We start from the raw sequence: 17,537 nt of genomic DNA on the forward strand, positions 1-17,537 counted from the left end.
TCTTAAAGCTCAATTAATGTCTTCTTAGAAGAGTCGTTGAGAAGCCCACACTCAAGAAAGAAAGGGGAGTGTGTGGAGTATGTCACCAGATCCGAATGAACCCGTTATTTCTCCTGATGATTGGGAAATGAATCACAATTTTGAAGTGAATGATTTGTGATCGTTCTTGATACTGAATGCTATCTTTGTCCCTGGCTGACTCTCCTTTCTAATTCCGCCTCTGCTTCTTCAATTGACATTAGCCTTGGGTTTGGATTGGCTGCGTGCAAACGATCGACGTAGGCATGAAACGCTTCGGTATTATCGGGATTCTGTAATACATAAGCTCGTAACTCGGCATCGGTCATATCCATAAAGTTGGTTTGTTTCATTTTGTAACTACCTCCCCATTAGGATAAATTTCTATCTCTATTGTCTCTCCCACCAACATCACTATGCGTTTTGTTCTTTCGTCCATCCGCACTAGATTTATAGGTCGGAGCAAATTGCTCATTCTCAGAGGTTGTTTGAAAAGTGATATGTTGTGATTTTAATCGAATTGTTACCCCCCTTAATCCCCCCTTATAAAGGGGGGAAACAAGAAAAATTCGCTTCCCTCCCCAATATATCGGGGAGGGTTAGGGTGGGGTAAAAAAATATTTGATACATCAATCATGACTTTTCAAACATCCTCTCACCGACATCCGGTAAAAGCTCCGCAATTGTTCTACTGTTAGTTCCAATTTGACCTCATTTTAGGTGTTTGTTCCATAAGGTAAATTAGAGAGTCAAAAATAGTTCTGTTCAAGCGCGATCGCAGCTTCAGCTTTACTATTATAGGACTTACGCAAAATTACATGCTGTAGGGGGAATTCATGAATTGCCCCTACAGGATGTAATCACGGTTTCGGCTATTGTTTGCGTAAGTCCTATATTAATTAGTTATTAAGTCCTTTGGCTTTACCCTTTTGCAACAAAGTAACGCTTGCAGTGCCAACAAGCGCTAATAAGCCCAAAGTAGAACTAGATTCAGGAACAGACTTGGGATTCTCAATTTTGAGAACTTGTCCTTGTCCTGGGCGATCGCCTCGGTTTGTCACATAAATAGCACCATCAGCACCAATAGTCAAAGCAGTAGGAGATTCTAGTCCCTTGCCACTAAGAAGAGTTGTGCGAGTTCCATCGGTCGCTATTTTAATCACAGAACCATCTAGATTACCTTTCCAGAGTGACTGATTAGCGTACTGCAAAGCATATAAATTACCCTGAGGATCAAAAGCTAAGTCAGTAAGTTGGGTAAAGCCATCAGTATAGACTGTTGGTTTACCATCAGAACCAATTCGATAGATATTTGCTTTACCTTCTGGAAAAGGAAAACCAGTTAATTGGCTAATATAATAAGCACCATCTGGGCCTTTGGCAACATTTGTGGGTACTGCTTGGATTTGAAATGGCGATGACGATGCACCAGAGGGAAAAACTGGGTTAGTTAATGTCTGCCGGGGAATTGTGGCGATCGCGTTTAAATTACTTCCATCAGTCCCTACACTGAATAATTCATTGGCACCCGTATCAACTGCAACAATATTATTTCCCTGTAAAAGAAGAGAGAAGGGATTACTAATTACATCGCCTTTATCAGGATTATTTGCAAGTTCATAATTAGCTAAATCAGCAACGCTAGTCCAGGAATTTGTATTGAAATTAGCAGTGATGATTTTTCCTAAGTCTGTGTTACCTAATGTGGCGCGAAATGTGGGATTTGAACCATACCCAACCGCAATATAAGGCTTGCCAGCAGCATCAAATTTGATATCTTGAGGCCCAGAAGTATCAGTACCATCTGATAGTGCTAAAGAAGGAAGCCCTGTAAGTATACGTTTTTGCGTACCATTTCCAATTTTTGTCACTGCACCAGTTGTGCCATAACATAAAGATTGGTTTTCAACGCTCGGTGAAGGAACACAAGCTCCACTTCCGCCTGTTCCTGCTTCTGTGACGTAGAGGCTGCCGTCAGGGCCAAAAGTTAGACCCCGTGGATTATCAAGACCATCGGCAACTACCGAAAACGATGCCGCCTCTGCTGCTCTCATTCCCGAAAAAGCAGCAATACAAACACTCAAAAATGTAATCCCAAATTGGTTTAGTTTCATTAAACCCGTCCGAAAATTAAATTTGCGTAAAGGTAAAGAATACCAGTTGAAATCTGAATTTATTAATTTTGAGTTGAATTATACCATTGATAAAAATCTTTGCAACACATGAATCGGCTGTAGGGACGTAAACCTCACCGATACGTGTCAACTTAATGTGAAAGCCAGTCTAGAATCAGCTTTTAGCAGATTATCTCATTATCTCGTTAAGAGTCTCCGACTGGGAATGCCCCTCATTGAGGCTCCGCCTCCGTAACTTGCGGCACCACCAGGAACTGCATTTCCAGCCTCTGGCTGGAAACGAGGTTTTAAAAGGATTTTGAGCTTAAGTTGACACCAATGAAACCTCACCCCAACCCTCTCCGTGGGTTCGGAGAGGGAGCAAGAATCTTGTTTCTTATCTGGTATATTTGCTTTCACTGAGATGCTCCCCAGTTAGTGGCTGCTTCAGCGTAGCCCGCCGCAGGTATCGCAGTTTCAGCTTTACTATTAAACGGATTTTGCAGTTTCAAAGAATAAAAGAGCAAGATTTATGAAGATTTGAAAAACTATCCTGATTTGCGGATAACGGCAATGTATTTACTAATCTACAGAGTGTTATAGAAATTAAAATACTAGTTGATTTAGTATAAATAATTTTATGTTATCTAATTTAGATTTAGTTCGAGAATTTATCGGCAACTCTATCCAAAAAAAAGATATTTTATTGGCAAATCGTTCTTTAACAGCACAAACAATTTATAACATTAGCAATCTGGCAACAAAGGCTGAAGGCGTAATTGCCACTGTCCAACTAAATACCCCACTAACTGAATTCTTGATTTTGTCTAACTCATCCCATTGGGAATTACTCAATCAGACTTTGCCAGAATCCAATTATTTCCTGAAAGGGAAGATAGATAGTCATAGTTTCTATCACTATCAATACTGCCAAATCCCTAAGAACTATAAGTTGCAATGTACTAAATCTGTCATTTTATGGCGAGCTTGGTGGAAATATCGCAAGAATGCTTTACAACTAGGAATTCAATCGGATCTTTTAATCCAGACACGAGATTCATGGTATCCAATCAGAGATTTAATCATTAGTGATGGAATTCTGTATGTCAAAACTTTAGGACATGAGATAGGAATTGATGCAGATGACTTAGTGATTTGGTTAAGCAAAATTGATGTAAATTCTCAAAATTAGTCATTTGTCATTTGTCATTTGTTATTGCTTAAAGCACAAGGGTTTTGGCTTTTCAAGCGTGCCATTCATCGTTAATTATCTCTTTTTCGAGCTTCCAAGAGTTGTAAAGTTTTCAGATCGCTACAGCTAGAAATCAGGTTAGCGATCGCTCGAAGTAATTTAGCTGGTTCCACAGGCTTGGTGATATGCTGCCCAAATCCGGCGGCAATTGCCTGTTGGTAATCAGCCTCAGCTGCGTAAGCTGTAAGAGCGATCGCCGGAATTTGCCCCCCAAGTTCGGGTAACATCGCTCTGATTTGACGCATCAGCATATAGCCGTCTACTTCCGGCATTCCAATGTCGCTTAAGAGCAGATTTGGCTGGAACTGAGGCATAATTCCTAGTGCTTCCACAGCCGATGCAGCCTGGATTACTACCGCGCCAGACTGCTCCAAAATGAAAGCAATTAACTCTCGCGTATCACGCTCATCATCCACAAGCAGAACTTTCACCCCACTTAGATCGGGCGAATCATCAAGTTGTCTATCAATTTGGTGGCTATTTAGATGAATCTTCACCAGTGGTAGCATGACTGTAAAGGTTGCTCCCTGTTCTTCACCCAAACTTTCTGCCTTAACTGTGCCGCCATGTAGCTCTACGATGTGACGAACAATAGCTAATCCTAATCCCAGTCCGCCAAATTTCCTGGTAGTTGCACCATCAGCTTGTCGGAAGTAGTCAAATACATAGGGTAAAAAATCTGGGCTAATTCCTTTACCTGTATCACGGACTCGAAGTTGAACCTGAGAACCAACAGACTCTAAACTGATTTCTACCTCTCCACCTGGGGGCGTAAACTTAATCGCATTGGAAACTAGATTCCAGATAACTTGCTGCAAACGACCCGAATCACCGGTTACTAGGAATTTTGGGTTGGCCCTTTGGTCTGCTTCCAGCGCAACTTGGATTTCGGATTTGAGATTGTCAGGTTGCTTGTTAAAATCGATAGATTCTAAATTGCTGTGAGGATTTTCTAATCCAAAATCAAAAATCGTAAATCGCAAATTGATAGATTTGGCTTCAGCAGCTAGACGTACAGTTTCTATTGCGGCGGCGATCGCAGTTGACAAATTCACAGAAGTAATATTCAGCCTGAGTTTACCTTGCAAAATGCGAGAAACATCTAGCAAATCTTCAATTAGTTGAGTCTGAAGCTTGGCATTGCGCTCAATAGTTTCCAGAGCGCGAGCGGTAGTTGCTTGATCATACTTTTTAGTTTGCAGTAACTTCGCCCATCCCAGGATCGGGTTTAGCGGCGTGCGAAGTTCGTGGGAAAGAACCGCCAAAAATTCATCTTTGATTCGGTTAGCTTGGACTAATTCCTCTTTTTGCTGCTGTAACGAAGCTATTAACTGAGCGCGTTCCAGAGCAACCGCTACCTGATCGGAGGTTGCTTGTAATAGAGCAATTTCCTCAGAAGTGAAGTGGGTACGCGTGCGGCTGGCAAAGGAGAGGACACCAAGCAGCTTTCCCTGAGCAATTAACGGTTGACCTGCATAGGCTGTGATTCCCAAAGTCTGGAGGATTTGGACATTTGGCTCGGTAGAGTGCAGCAGATTATTGAGGACAATTTGATGGCCTTCTTGCAACACGACTCCGCACATCCCTTGATTAAATTCCAGGTATTCAATTGCTTGAAATACTTCATCAGTAATGCCGTCCCAACCTACTAACCGCAGTTTCTGCTTATTTTCCTGTGTATCGATTAAATAGTGAAAGTAAAAATGCAAATCCATCTGCGCCGAGAGTTTGCTAAACAAGCTGTTCATTAAATCCAAGGGGCGCTCGGTTGAAAGCAAATCGCTGGTTGTTTCAGAGAGCAGCTTGAGTCTTTCGCTGCGCTCTTGCAAGGCTTGTTCTGCAAGCTGACGTTCACGAAGGGCGCGTTCGCGTTCGGTGATGTCAACTGCAACCCCTCCTACCAGGCGTTGTCCAGATGCATCTGCAATCGGAAATTTATATACCAAAAATTCCCCTAGTGTGCCATCTGTGCGTGGGGCAGACTCGATCGCTTCAACAACTTGATTCGTCTCGGCAACCATTCTAATGTTATCGAGGAAGGGTTGAGCGATTTGGGCTGGGTATAGGTCAAAAATATTTTTATTAATTGCCTTATTTGTTCTTAAATCAAATATCCTCAGATAAGTTGGACTCAGGTAAAATACACGCCCGTCTGCATTCGTAATCCATGCTGCGGCGGGAATATTGTCCATAAAAGCTTGAAATTGCTCTTGACTCTGACTCAGCGCTTTTTTAGCTTGTTTGAGATCACTAATATCCAGAATGAATACGACATTCTGCCGAGATCTTAACAGAGAGTAACCAACTACAACCGGGACACAGGAACCATCCTTGCGAATAAATTCCTTCTCATAGGGAGTACAGGTTCCCTTCGCTGTGGCCTCGGCAATAGCCAGTTCATCTAAATATTGGTACTCATGGGGCGTGATATCAGTCCAGCCTAGTCTACCTGCCTGGATATCCTCCTGGGTATAGCCGACAATCCGCAAGAACTCGTCATTGGCTTCAGTGATCTCACCATTTACATCGCCAAAGAGAATACCAACTACATTCGCTTTGAAAAAACTCCTGAGGCGTTCCTCACTTGCTTGGACTGCCTTCTCTGCTTGCTTGCGTTCGCTGATGTCACGGAAGAAAATATCAAGACCATCTTCACAAGGGTAGGCGTGAATCTCCAGCCACAGATCATACTTAGAGGGTAAGTAGTAGTGATGCTCGAAATGGACGGGAATTTGTTCGGCGATCGCCCGTCGATACTGTAGCTCTACATTAGTACCTACTGATAAAGGCCACTCTTCCCAGTGTGACTTACCGATCACCTCTGTGCGAAGTTTGCCGTTAATTCGCTGTGCTTCCGCATTTTGGTAGATGATTCGCCAGTCTCGGTCTAGAGTAATAAATGCATCACTCATGTTTTCCAGAGTGCGGTTGTTCCGCTCATTGGCTTGCTGTAATGCCGCTTCTGCTTGTTTGCGTTCGCTCAAATCAACAACAAAGCCAATAACTGTTTGTTGAGTATCTCCCACCAGGGCAGAACCGAGTAGAACCGGAATGCGATCGCCATCTTTACGAATGTATTCTTTCTCAAATGGCTTACATACTCCGGTAGTTTTCAGTTCTTCCACTGAACGCTCACTCAAAAGAAGATACTCAGGTGGGGTGATCTCGCGCCAGTTAATTTGGTTAGCAGACAAATTTTCTCGCGTATAGCCGACCATTTTCAGAAAAGCATCATTGGCTTCGATGATCGAGCCGTTGTTCACATCAGTTAGGATCACCCCAATGATGTTCGATTCTGCCAGCCGGCTAAACCGCATTTCGCTATTTTGCAACAATTTTAGGCTTGTTTCTGCCTTGCCTCTAGCAGTTCGCAACTCTGAAGAGAGTGCAGTAATTAACAAGGATACTAGTGAGAAGGTGGTTAATCGTACTAAGACGCTTAGGTTAAGAATATCGAACGAGTAGACCGGCTCGATAAAAAAGAAAAAGGCAGTTGTAACAGATAAAGCGATCGCCAATACTCCAAGTCCCATGCCGCCATACCATGCACTGATTGCCACAGCAGCATAAAATAATGTAAATACGCTCGGATCGAAGACTGGCAGCAACAGTTTTGTCAGCAGCATCGCCGCCATGACTGCCAGAATCATCACACCATAGCTTACTAACCAAGAGCGCATCAAAATTTTTTCGGGTACTTTCACGATCATCTTAGAAGTCCTGCGATTGCTCTGCTGTTGGGAGATACTCGTTTACTAGTTTTTCGCCTGGTTTACCCATTTTATGTAACATTTCTTCAATTAGCTTTAGTGCCATCTGTGAAGGCACTGTAGATCCGTTCTCCCAGCGATTGACTGTTCGCAGTGAAACTCCCAACTTGGCTGCAAACTTTTCCTGAGAGAGATTGAGCTGCTGCCGAAGTTCACGGATTAAATCGGAAATTTTTACTGGCTTTCTTAGTTCCATAATAGGAAGATTAGGACAGGTGTCTTGCCATTTGTCTCCAGCTTCAGGAAGAATTTAAACAATCATCAGTTATTATCAATTTTATCTTTTGGCGGAATACTGATATCAGTTATTAAGTGAAGCTGTAAAGCTATAATAAGATTTAAATCAAATATTTGCCTAAGAGGATGTTTGAAAAGTATTGGGCGAATAGAATTCGCTACTACACAAAGCTTAGTCCACCTCCGTAGGCTAATACACTCATCAAGGGTTTTAACCCACGGAGGTGGGTTTTGTTTGTATAGCCAGGGCTAGTAACAAATTAGACTTTTCAAACAACCTCTAATCTATATCACTGTTTTGATTAATCAACACTCCGAAAACCTCCCCAATACTCAACTGAAAAAGGCACCACTTGAAGGCTATAAATTTAGCTGGTTTGATTGGTTTTGTTTATGGTATCCTCCAGGCTGGCTAATTTTATTCAACCGCCATTGGCAGCACTATCAAAACGATCCAGAAGGTTGGAATTGGCTAGAATATGGATTATTTTTAATTCCTGGCGGATTTTATCTGGCGCTGCTGAGTCGCTGGTTGCGTCTTGGCTTTCGTTCACCCCGAAAAGAAATTGGTGAATTTGATCCTAAATATCAACAAGCTTTTGGCGAAGAAGTTCTCGGCCCGATTGTTAAATACTATTTTCGGGGAGAATTGCAACAAGTCGAAAACTTGCCGCCAACAGGGCCATTGATTGTAGCAATGAATCACGCAGGGATGTGTTTTCCTTGGGATTTTTTGACTTTGGGTTATTTATTAACTGAAGCTCAAGGATGGGTGGTACAACCCGTAACAAATCCAGCATTATTTGAACATCCTTGGGTGATTTGGTGGCTACCATCTAAATGGTCGCAGGTTTTGGGTGGTGTGCGAGCCGAATTAGATGATTTTGAGGCAGCGATTGCCCAAGGTAAAATTCTATTATATGCACCCGAAGGTATCCGTGGCCCTCTGAAAGGTTGGAAAAGACGCTATCAACTACAAAAGTTTGATGTGAGCTTTATTCAATTGAGCGATCGCTATCAAGTTCCCATTCTCCCAGTAGTTTGCATCGGGAGTGAATTTTTACATCCTTGGACTGTTAATTTCACCAAATTGCAACGACTAGTCAAATTACCATTCTTGCCTTTCTCGCCTTTAATGTTTGCCTTAATTCTGTTTCCTTCAATGGGAATTTGGGCAATGAGAACTCGTCTGCGTTACTTTATTCAGCCTTTGGAACAAGTAGGGCTGAAAACTCACTCCGGTAAAAGGCGTGTAGCAATCTATCAACAGGCGCAAAAATTACGAGAAAAACTGCAAATTCAAATTACTTTGATGGTAAATAAGTAAGAGCCTTGGCGAATTCTATGAGACTGTTGATCACTTAAGGGACTTCCAAATAAAAAAATACTCAACTACTTCTTGTGGGGTGGTCATTGGTGTCAACTTAACGTAAAACCCTTGTCAAGACGTGATATTCAGTTCTCTGGCTTCCGATCACGATCCGCGTCACCCCACCCTAACCCTCCCCGATGTATTGGGGAGGGAACTGGATTTCTTATTTCCCCCCAATGCATCGGGGGGATTAAGGGGGGTAAAACGCCTGTGGGTGATGCATTTGAACTTAAGTTGACACCAATGAGCTTTTTCTGTGCCCTTACGAAAGATATGGTTTTTAACCTTGACTCATATTTGGTATTTCTTGTCAATGCGTAAGTCCTATTCTCTATGAATGCATAAGTCCTATTTAAGAAAAAAATCGTGATTTTAAGAAAAAAATCATGATTTTAAGAAAAAAATCGTGACTTTAAGAAAAAAATCGTGACTTTAAGGAAAAAATCATGATTTTAAGGAAAAAATCGTGATTTTAAGAAAAAACTCGTGATATTAAGGAAAAAAAAATCAACTTAAGGGAAATATTGTGATAGTAAGGGGAAAATTACAACTTTAATAACAAAAGCATCATTTTAGTAACGATTGCTTCTACATGCGGGGTGATGGTTGTTGAAGTGGTGACAACTTGCCTAATAGCCAAACACACCCTTGTCTTGGGCTGAGGAAATGTAGGCGCAATTCATCAACTGCCCCGACGCTAAATCAAGGCTTTCACTGCCTTTTTGCGTAAGTTTTGGTAAATATATTTTAATTTAGTACATTTATACTATTTAACTGCTAAAATGCCTTACAAGTCAGCTAGCCTTGCTTGTATGAAAAAAATCCAAGACACGGACAAAAAGCCCATTTTGCTGAAAGTTTCCCTGTTGCAGCTTGCATCTGTTACTAGTGCTATAGAGCCATTGCAACCCCAAGAGGAAAAAATCATCAGTGAACAAGAGCGTTTGATAGCGCAAGTCAAACGCATCAATCAGATGGCAGAAGAGTTAGAAGCAGCGATATTAGAGTTAAAAGCGATCGCTAATACACTCAAAACTCAAAAAGGTTATCCAGTTTTAAATCAGGAGCCATGCAAAAATATTTGTCAGTATTTCGCAGTTAGCGTTCCTTGGGTAAAACGAAAGCCTGACGAATCATTTATTCTGACGACGCGAAGAGTTGATTTATTCCGAGCCGAAAGGGAAGCCGCACAGCTAGCAGAGCAACTTCGTCAGCAAACCAAAAAAAGATTAGCATTGCAGCGACACAAAAAAAATAAGAGTGGTGCTGGCACAAAATGCTTATTCAAAAAGGTATTAGTCAACAAATCTTAAAATTATCAATATTCAACGGCAGATCACCCTTGAGGTTGTAACAGTTATGCTGATTGAAGTGGCAGAAGAAATTTCTTCCTCAAAATTGCTAGATACCACACTGCCATTGCTCATTGCAGCCACAGTTGGTGGCGAATAGGCAAAGCTGCCCTAAGATTTGCACTTTTGTAAAACCAGAGTGCAACATCACGGCCAATCAATCAGCGCACAGAAGAGGTAAAAAGAAGGTGTTAAAGACACTTTTAGTGATTGCCGTTGGTTTTTTACCGTCCCTGATTTCCCTGTGGGTAATCCACAAAACCCATTTGCGATCGCGCTTACGGCTTAGACAAGCAGCCATGAATTTTTCATCGGTGCAGGGAGGGCAAAACCTCAGATTGGTTCAAGGCGATCGCTATTATTTAGAAGGGGTGGGTTATCTGATTGGCGACATTAGCTGCAAATTTAATGCCCGATCTGGTTACATTCGTTGTGCTGTCAATCCCGACGGCCCATGTAACGGTTGCCGTCACTACGAAGCTAAGGGATTAGCTGGTAGTGAAAAAAAGGTTTAAGAGTGCTTACTTAGTAATCAGCTAAACTGACAAAGCGACTTCATAGCATATTCCCAAATAGAACCGGGGAATGGTAAGATCATGACTATTTATAATAATTTGTATATACAAACACTTTGAATATTTGTCTTTGCATGGTCAAATAAGAATGATTTAATAGAATTCGTGCAAAAGTGTAAATCTGCGTCATTTTGTTTGCAGATTATAAACTTTACTATGGGCTTTTGCGGAATATCTAATAACTACATGATTATCCAACGATGAACAACGCGATCGCTCGAGCAACAGGATTATTATCAACTTGCGCTTTGCTACTAACAGGCTGTGGCGGTGGCACTAACACTGTGACAAATTCTCCAACTAATAGTCCGAATAGTACCACAAATAACCCTGCAACTGATAGCGCACCGGCAACGGGTACATCATCGGCTGCTATTCCCATCGGTATTGCTGTTGCCCAAACGAGCAATGTGGCATTACTAGGACAAGAACAAGTCGCCGGAGCCAAACTTGCCGAGAAATATTTTAATAGTAAAGGTGGTGTTAATGGCACACCAATTAAATTGGTGTTTCAAGATACTAGCGGTGATGAAACAGGGGCAATAAACGCTTTTCAGACTTTAATTAACAAAGATAAAGTTATTGGGATTGTCGGCCCAACTTTATCACAGCAAGCCTTTAGTGCTGACCCGATTGGCGAACGTGCAAAAGTACCAATTATTGGCCCATCGAATACTGCTAAAAACATTCCCGAAATTGGTAATTACGTTGCTCGTGTTTCTGCACCAGTTTCCATTGTCGCGCCTAATTCGGTAAAAGCTGCACTGAAGCAAAACCCCCAACTGAAAAAAGTTGCAGTTTTCTATGCTCAAAATGATGCATTTAGCAAGTCAGAAACGGAAATCTTTCAACAAACAGTTAAGGATCAAGGGCTGGAATTGGTAACAGTACAAAAGTTCCAAACCAGTGATACAGATTTTCAAAGCCAAGCTACCAATGCGATTAATCTCAAACCAGATTTGGTGATTATTTCTGGCTTGGCTGCGGATGGTGGTAATTTAATCCGGCAATTGCGGGAACTGGGTTATAAAGGTTTAATTGTCGGTGGTAATGGTTTAAATACATCGAATATATTGGCAGTTTGTAAAGCATTTTGTGATGGTGTGTTAATTGCTCAAGCTTACAGCCCAGAACATCCAGGTGAAATTAACGCAGCATTTCGTAAAGCCTATACTGACGAATACAAAAAAGAGCCGCCCCAATTTAGCGCCCAAGCTTTTGCAGCAGTGCAGGTTTATGTCGAAGCACTCCAAACTTTAGATAAAAAGAGCAAAGTTAACAAATTACAGCTACCAGAGTTGCGGACAGAATTAAATAAACAGATACTTGTCGGAAGATACAATACACCACTGGGTGAAATTGGTTTTACTCCTATAGGTGAAGTTGTTCAAAAAGATTTCTATGTAGCCCAAATCAAGATGGGAAACGACGGAAGCCAGGGTAAATTCACCTTTATAAAGTAGTTGCTAGATGAATATAAATCTGTTTTTGCAGCAATTATTAAATGGGTTATCCATCGGCAGCGTCTATGCAATTTTTGCTTTAGGATATACCTTGGTTTATTCTATTTTGGGCATCATTAATTTAGCTCATGGCGCGATTTTTACCTTGGGTGCATATTTCACTTATGCACTCATGGGCGGTAACTTTGGATTTAATGGCTTGTTGGCTAATGCAGTCCTGCCGATAAAATTACCATTTGCTATATCCTTGATTTTAGGAAGTACCTTGGCGGGATTGGTAGGGGTAGTGATGGAACGGGTTGCTTTTCAACCTTTGCGCCGTCAAGGGTCTGACCCTTTACTAACTGTTGTTTCCAGCTTGGGGGTAGCAGTGGTAATTGTGAATTTAATCCAGTATTTAGTAGGCGCGGAAAGTTACACATATCCCGCAAATACTTACGGTAATTTGCCACCTGCGATTAACTTTGGGAGTCCAGAAAACCCAATTCCAATTCGCAGCGTCCAGGTGGTAATTTTTACTGTGTCGGTTGTGATTGTGTCAATTCTTACCTATTTTATCAATCGAACTAAATATGGTAAAGCAATGCAGGCGATCGCAGAAGATCCAACTACAGCTAGTTTGTTAGGAATTAATAGCGATCGCTTTATCATTTTAACATTCTTCATCAGCAGTTTTTTAGCAGGATTAGCAGGAACTTTAGTCGCATCTAGTGTTAGTATTGCAGGGCCATATTTCGGGATTGCTTTTGGTTTGCGGGGTTTAGCGGTAATTGTTTTAGGTGGTTTAGGTAGTATTCCCGGTGCAGTGTTGGGAGGGTTGGTAATTGGATTAGTGGAGGCATTTGTACCCGCCGAATTCTCTGGATATAAAGACGCAGTAGCATTTGCAATTTTGTTTATCATGCTATTAGTTAGACCCCAAGGTTTGCTAGGTCGGCGGTTTATTCAGAAAGTTTAAAGTGACGTACCAGCGCTATTTCATTCTCATCTAGCCCGCCTTAGAATGAATTCACCAGTCTCATAGCAATCATTCGTCTAAAGAGGACTAAGAAAAGGTTATAGTCCCTTAAATAATCCTATCTGAGTGGGGAAAATTACTTTTTAATCGAACCACAGAGGCGCAGAGAACACAGAGAGAAGAATCAACAGGAATTTTCACAAATGATTTAGGACTGTTATATTAGCCCAGAACTAAACTTCTGGGCGGTTTATGTCAAAAACGAAATAGTCTTGAAAGACGTAGCCCTATGAAAACATACACCAAACAAAAATTAACTTTTGATCAGTTTTTGGAACAGTGTCCAGAGGAAGGTTTATATGAACTTGTGGATGGAGAAATTGTAGAACTGCGTGCGACTATAAATCATGATGATGTCGCTGGCTTTACGGCTGACTCTTTCAATGATGAAATTAGGCGAAAAAACCTAAATTATGTAGTTAATAACACAGCAGTCTTTAAAACTATAACTGCCAATGGAATACAACAAGGGCGCAAGCCTGATGTAAGTGTCATAGATAAAGATAGATGGCGCTCAAATCGTTCTGCTTACTCTGCACTTGAAGAACCCATCCAGTTAGCTATAGAAGTGACATCAACTAATTGGGAAGATGACTACATTGATAAATTGGATGAATACCAACGTTTAGGTATTACAGAATATTGGATTGTAGATTATTTAGCAATTGGGCTAAGAGAGTATTTAGGAAATCCAAAAGTTCCGGCTGTATTTGTTTTTCTATTAGATGCTGAGGGGAAATACCAACGCACACAGTTTAGAGGTTCAGAACGAATTGTGTCACGAACTTTTCCTGAATTGACGCTGACAGCAGAGCAAATATTAACAGCTTAATAGTTGATAAAAGCGATAGTTTGATTAAGCTTCATGAAAATGTATTAAAATGGCTGATTTTTTCGCTACTTACGGTTCTTTAATTGTCTCTATGGTATTGGGGGCGCTACTAGGGTTATCGCTTTACTTACCGCTAATGACAGGGCAATTGTCTTTAGCTAGTCCAGGATTTTATGCTTTAGGTGGATATATTGGAGCAATTTTATCCACAAAGGTTTTTACATCTAGTAGTAGTTTATATCCCATTCCATTGCTATTATTAGAGATGTTAATTGCTGGTACAATTTCTGGTTTCTTGGGTGTAGCAGTGGGAATTCCAGCGTTGAGATTACGAGGAATTTATTTAGCGATCGCTACTATTGCCTTTGTGGAAGTTCTGCGCGTCATCTCCCTCAATCTAGATATTACAGGCGGTGCTGTCGGAATTTTTGGCATTCCTCAACCTTTCCATACACAACTTGAATATTTATGGATTGCTTTACCCTTACTATTAATTAGTATGGTGCTGCTTTACCGTTTAGAACGCATCCGCGTAGGTAGGGCTTTTATCGCTATCCGCGAAGATGAATTAGCTGCGGGTGCAATGGGAATTAATCCCACTTATTACAAAGTTTTGGCGTTTACATTAGGGGCTATGCTTGCAGGGGTTGTAGGTGCAATTAGCGCTCACTTTCTCAACACCTGGAATGCTCGCCAAGGTACTTTTGATGCCAGTATTATATATTTAACTTTTGTTTTAATTGGTGGTTCGAGAACTTTTTTAGGACCAGTAGTCGGAGGTATAGTATTTACAGCCTTACCAGAGGTTCTGCGAAGCCTCGCTGATACTGGTGGCTTACCTAATTGGTTAGCAGAGTTTTTGCGCGATGGGAGATTAATTATTTTTGGCTTGCTAATAGTAATAGGTACAATCTTTTTCCCCCAAGGGTTAATTACTCCAGATATTTTCCAAAGACGCAAAATCCCAAAGTGAACTATATAATATGCAAGAGGATGTTTGAAAAGTATTAGGCGAATAGAATTCGCTACTACACAAACGAAGTCCACCTCCGTGGACTAAGAGAAAATCAACACTACACAAACGAACGCGAACAGCGTCTCGCAGAGAAGTCCACCTCCGTGGACTAAGAGAAAATTAAGAGTTTTTAACCCACGGAGGTGGGTAAAGTCTCGTGTAGCCGCGAATTATATTCGCCAAGGCTAATAATAAATTAGACTTTTCAAACAAGCTCTAAAAATGTCACATAGTATTCCAGCAGCTAACAGTAATATTGTCTTAGAAGCAAAAGCATTGACTCGCCGCTTTGGTGGTCTAGTGGCGGTAAATAATGTATCTTTTAGTGTAAATAAACATGAGATTTTTGGATTGATTGGCCCTAATGGTGCTGGCAAAACAACACTGTTTAATTTGATTACCGCCTTCATTCCACCTTCTAGCGGTAAATTAATTTATCAAGGTGCAGAGATTTACCAACTGCGTCCTCATGAAATTGCTGCTTTAGGTATCGCCCGTACCTTCCAAAATATCCGCTTGTTTGGGGAATTATCGGCGTTAGAAAATGTGATAATTGCCCGACATTTACACACTAAAAGTAATATGATTACAGGAGTTTTGGGATTACCACCAGCGCCTAGTGAAGAATTTAAAACTAAGCAAAAAGCTTTAGAGTTATTGGATTTGGTGGGATTGAGCGATCGCGCTGACGAAAAAGCCAAAAACTTTGCCTACGGTGATCAGCGTCGGTTGGAAATTGCCCGCGCTTTAGCATTAAAACCGCAAGTCTTACTTCTCGATGAACCTGCGGCGGGGATGAACCCCAACGAAAAGCAGCAACTCAGTGCATTTATTCGCAGCCTTCGCGATCGCTTCAATTTGACGATCATCCTTATAGAACACCATGTACCATTGGTTATGGGTTTGTGCGATCGCATTGCTGTGCTAGATTTTGGTCAATTGATCGCATTGGGTGAACCAACAGTTGTCAGAAATAATCCGGCTGTAATTGAAGCTTATTTGGGAAATGAATAATATCTGATTCTCTATCTTACAATTACCAAACTAGCTTGTGGCTATCTGTTCAAAAGGGAAGTAAAGTAGTTTTTAAAATACATTTATATAAATTTAGGACTTACGCACGAGTTACGGAATAACGAACCGCAGAGGCGCAGAGGACACGGAGAAATCAGAGTTTGAGAGATATTTTGCGTAAGTCCTATAAATTTATTGGTAAACAATTTTTCTTCGGATAAAGTATACCTAAGGATAATATCTAAAAGACTATAGCAATAAACCCGTTACTCTAAAAATTTACTTTTACCCTGTACCTTGCAGTTTTATGGCTTCACAATCTTCTCGCTCTAACAAAATTCTGGTTGTTGATGACTCTCCTGATAACGTATTTTTGATCAAAACCATTTTGGAGGAAGAAGGTTATACGATTAGCACCGCAGAAAATGGTATTTCCGCCTTGGCACAATTGAAAGCTTCTCCTTGTGACTTGGTTCTGCTGGATCTGATGATGCCAGGTATGGATGGGTACGAAGTCACCAAGCATATTCGTGGAGAGATGAAATTGCCGCAATACATCCCCATTTTGCTGATAACTGCCCACGATGCGCCCAACGTCGCCCACGGTTTAGACTTGGGTGCTGATGATTTCATCCGCAAACCTGTAACAGTAGACGAATTGCTGGCAAGAGTGCGATCGCTCCTGCGTTTGAAGCATAGTATGGATGAACGTGATGAAATTGCCCGTCAGCGAGAAGATTTTGTCTCCCGTCTCACCCACGATTTACGCACTCCCTTAGTAGCCGCCGATCGCATGTTAATGCTATTTCAGCAAGGTGCATTGGGAACATTATCAGCGCAAATGCAGGAAGTAATCGCGATCATGGCGCGTAGCAATATCAACCTGCTTTCTATGGTCAATACCTTATTGGAAGTTTATCGTTTTGAAGCAGGTCGCAAAACTTTGGCATTTCAACCAGTGAATCTGGGCCAATTGCTAGAGGAGGTGACTGGAGAATTAGCACCTCTAGCTGAAGAAAAAGCACTGTCCATTAATCTAGACAAAACTTCCGAGTCAAGCACAAACACAGTGATGGGCGATCGCTTAGAATTGCATCGTCTATTCACTAATCTTCTAGGGAATGCGATCAAATTTACCGATTCTGGGTCTGTTACTATTCGTTTAACTTCTCAAAGCAAGTTCGACAAAAGTAGTCAATCTCAGTTCTCAGGAAAATCCAATTCTGTTGACTACATTAAAATTGAAATAGCGGATACAGGCCCAGGTATCCGTCCTGAAGAACAAGCCACCATCTTTGAACGATTTCGTCAAGGTAGCCACAAGAGTTCTGGTAGCGGCTTAGGACTCTACCTTGCTCGCCGAATTGTCGAGGCACATCAAGGCATGATTATGCTTAATTCCGAGTTGGGCAAAGGTAGTGTATTTATTGTTCTTCTACCCACCCAAACATGAGAAGATTAGCAATTATGAATTATGGAACAATTTACCCTGATAATTCATAATT

Annotated in this window: 15 protein-coding genes; 10 read left to right on the plus strand and 5 right to left on the minus strand. The window is 41.3% G+C overall.

Going from position 1 to position 17,537, the window contains the following annotated elements; translation table 11 throughout:
* Positions 1-179: 179 nt before the first annotated feature.
* The 3 genes from HWQ23_RS16095 to HWQ23_RS16100 all read right to left on the minus strand — a co-directional run bounded on the left by HWQ23_RS16095 (position 180) and on the right by HWQ23_RS16100 (position 2,132).
* A complete protein-coding gene (locus HWQ23_RS16095) occupies positions 180-371 on the minus strand; it encodes a DUF6887 family protein (protein WP_292829885.1) in 192 nt (63 codons plus the stop codon).
* The gene (locus HWQ23_RS33675; RefSeq protein WP_375466624.1) at positions 368-493 is read right to left on the minus strand and encodes a DUF6888 family protein; all 126 of its coding nucleotides are present in this window, start codon (positions 491-493) and stop codon (positions 368-370) included. The genes HWQ23_RS16095 and HWQ23_RS33675 overlap by 4 nt, the downstream gene beginning before the upstream one ends.
* Before the next feature lie 424 nt (positions 494-917).
* Positions 918-2,132 (minus strand): ScyD/ScyE family protein, encoded by a 1,215-nt coding sequence (locus tag HWQ23_RS16100; RefSeq protein WP_292829887.1) that lies wholly within the window; start codon positions 2,130-2,132, stop codon positions 918-920.
* Positions 2,133-2,772: 640 nt separating this feature from the next.
* On the opposite strand from HWQ23_RS16100, the gene HWQ23_RS16105 reads away from it, so the two are divergent.
* A complete protein-coding gene (locus HWQ23_RS16105) occupies positions 2,773-3,324 on the plus strand; it encodes a hypothetical protein (RefSeq protein WP_292829889.1) in 552 nt (183 codons plus the stop codon).
* Between the two features lie 71 nt (positions 3,325-3,395).
* Here the strand turns inward: HWQ23_RS16105 and HWQ23_RS16110 are convergent, their stop codons facing one another.
* Positions 3,396-7,094: a PAS domain S-box protein gene (locus HWQ23_RS16110; RefSeq protein ID WP_292829891.1), complete on the minus strand. Its 3,699-nt coding sequence runs from the start codon at positions 7,092-7,094 to the stop codon at positions 3,396-3,398.
* 1 nt (position 7,095) lies between these two features.
* Positions 7,096-7,350, minus strand: a complete 255-nt coding sequence (locus HWQ23_RS16115) for a helix-turn-helix domain-containing protein (RefSeq protein WP_292829893.1) — start codon at positions 7,348-7,350, stop codon at positions 7,096-7,098.
* Between the two features lie 339 nt (positions 7,351-7,689).
* Between HWQ23_RS16115 and HWQ23_RS16120 the strand changes: the two genes are divergently transcribed.
* The 9 genes from HWQ23_RS16120 (at position 7,690) to HWQ23_RS16160 (ending at position 17,485) form a co-directional block, all read left to right on the plus strand.
* A complete protein-coding gene (locus HWQ23_RS16120; RefSeq protein WP_292829895.1) occupies positions 7,690-8,718 on the plus strand; it encodes a 1-acyl-sn-glycerol-3-phosphate acyltransferase in 1,029 nt (342 codons plus the stop codon).
* Between the two features lie 857 nt (positions 8,719-9,575).
* Entirely contained in the window at positions 9,576-10,076 is a 501-nt protein-coding gene (locus tag HWQ23_RS16125) for a hypothetical protein (RefSeq protein ID WP_292829898.1), read from the plus strand.
* A 227-nt stretch (positions 10,077-10,303) separates the two neighbouring features.
* Positions 10,304-10,630 carry a DUF6464 family protein gene (locus HWQ23_RS16130; RefSeq protein WP_292829900.1) on the plus strand — a complete coding sequence of 109 codons (327 nt, stop codon included), beginning with the start codon at positions 10,304-10,306 and terminating at the stop codon, positions 10,628-10,630.
* Positions 10,631-10,890: 260 nt separating this feature from the next.
* Positions 10,891-12,153 carry an ABC transporter substrate-binding protein gene (locus tag HWQ23_RS16135; protein ID WP_292829902.1) on the plus strand — a complete coding sequence of 421 codons (1,263 nt, stop codon included), beginning with the start codon at positions 10,891-10,893 and terminating at the stop codon, positions 12,151-12,153.
* 7 nt (positions 12,154-12,160) lie between these two features.
* Positions 12,161-13,111 carry a branched-chain amino acid ABC transporter permease gene (locus HWQ23_RS16140; protein WP_292829904.1) on the plus strand — a complete coding sequence of 317 codons (951 nt, stop codon included), beginning with the start codon at positions 12,161-12,163 and terminating at the stop codon, positions 13,109-13,111.
* Between the two features lie 289 nt (positions 13,112-13,400).
* A complete protein-coding gene (locus HWQ23_RS16145; RefSeq protein WP_292829906.1) occupies positions 13,401-14,003 on the plus strand; it encodes a Uma2 family endonuclease in 603 nt (200 codons plus the stop codon).
* Positions 14,004-14,052: 49 nt separating this feature from the next.
* Positions 14,053-14,976, plus strand: a complete 924-nt coding sequence (locus HWQ23_RS16150) for a branched-chain amino acid ABC transporter permease (RefSeq protein WP_292829908.1) — start codon at positions 14,053-14,055, stop codon at positions 14,974-14,976.
* A gap of 264 nt (positions 14,977-15,240) precedes the next feature.
* Positions 15,241-16,032 (plus strand): ABC transporter ATP-binding protein, encoded by a 792-nt coding sequence (locus tag HWQ23_RS16155; RefSeq protein WP_292829910.1) that lies wholly within the window; start codon positions 15,241-15,243, stop codon positions 16,030-16,032.
* A 307-nt stretch (positions 16,033-16,339) separates the two neighbouring features.
* Positions 16,340-17,485: an ATP-binding response regulator gene (locus HWQ23_RS16160; RefSeq protein WP_292829912.1), complete on the plus strand. Its 1,146-nt coding sequence runs from the start codon at positions 16,340-16,342 to the stop codon at positions 17,483-17,485.
* The last annotated feature ends 52 nt before the right edge of the window (positions 17,486-17,537 follow it).

This window comes from Nostoc sp. JL33 (assembly GCF_017114985.1).
Classification (GTDB): Bacteria; Cyanobacteriota; Cyanobacteriia; order Cyanobacteriales; family Nostocaceae; genus Nostoc.

Bases quoted from the DNA above. Each gene is read 5' to 3' on its own strand.
- HWQ23_RS16150 (WP_292829908.1), top strand. From the start codon at position 14,053: ATGGCTGATTTTTTCGCTACTTACGGTTCTTTAATTGTCTCTATGGTA.
- HWQ23_RS16145 (WP_292829906.1), top strand. From the start codon at position 13,401: ATGAAAACATACACCAAACAAAAATTAACTTTTGATCAGTTTTTGGAA.
- HWQ23_RS33675 (WP_375466624.1), bottom strand. From the start codon at position 493: ATGAGCAATTTGCTCCGACCTATAAATCTAGTGCGGATGGACGAAAGA.
- HWQ23_RS16140 (WP_292829904.1), top strand. From the start codon at position 12,161: ATGAATATAAATCTGTTTTTGCAGCAATTATTAAATGGGTTATCCATC.
- HWQ23_RS16095 (WP_292829885.1), bottom strand. From the start codon at position 371: ATGAAACAAACCAACTTTATGGATATGACCGATGCCGAGTTACGAGCT.
- HWQ23_RS16105 (WP_292829889.1), top strand. From the start codon at position 2,773: ATGTTATCTAATTTAGATTTAGTTCGAGAATTTATCGGCAACTCTATC.
- HWQ23_RS16135 (WP_292829902.1), top strand. From the start codon at position 10,891: ATGAACAACGCGATCGCTCGAGCAACAGGATTATTATCAACTTGCGCT.
- HWQ23_RS16160 (WP_292829912.1), top strand. From the start codon at position 16,340: ATGGCTTCACAATCTTCTCGCTCTAACAAAATTCTGGTTGTTGATGAC.
- HWQ23_RS16100 (WP_292829887.1), bottom strand. From the start codon at position 2,132: ATGAAACTAAACCAATTTGGGATTACATTTTTGAGTGTTTGTATTGCT.
- HWQ23_RS16125 (WP_292829898.1), top strand. From the start codon at position 9,576: ATGAAAAAAATCCAAGACACGGACAAAAAGCCCATTTTGCTGAAAGTT.
- HWQ23_RS16155 (WP_292829910.1), top strand. From the start codon at position 15,241: ATGTCACATAGTATTCCAGCAGCTAACAGTAATATTGTCTTAGAAGCA.
- HWQ23_RS16110 (WP_292829891.1), bottom strand. From the start codon at position 7,094: ATGATCGTGAAAGTACCCGAAAAAATTTTGATGCGCTCTTGGTTAGTA.
- HWQ23_RS16115 (WP_292829893.1), bottom strand. From the start codon at position 7,350: ATGGAACTAAGAAAGCCAGTAAAAATTTCCGATTTAATCCGTGAACTT.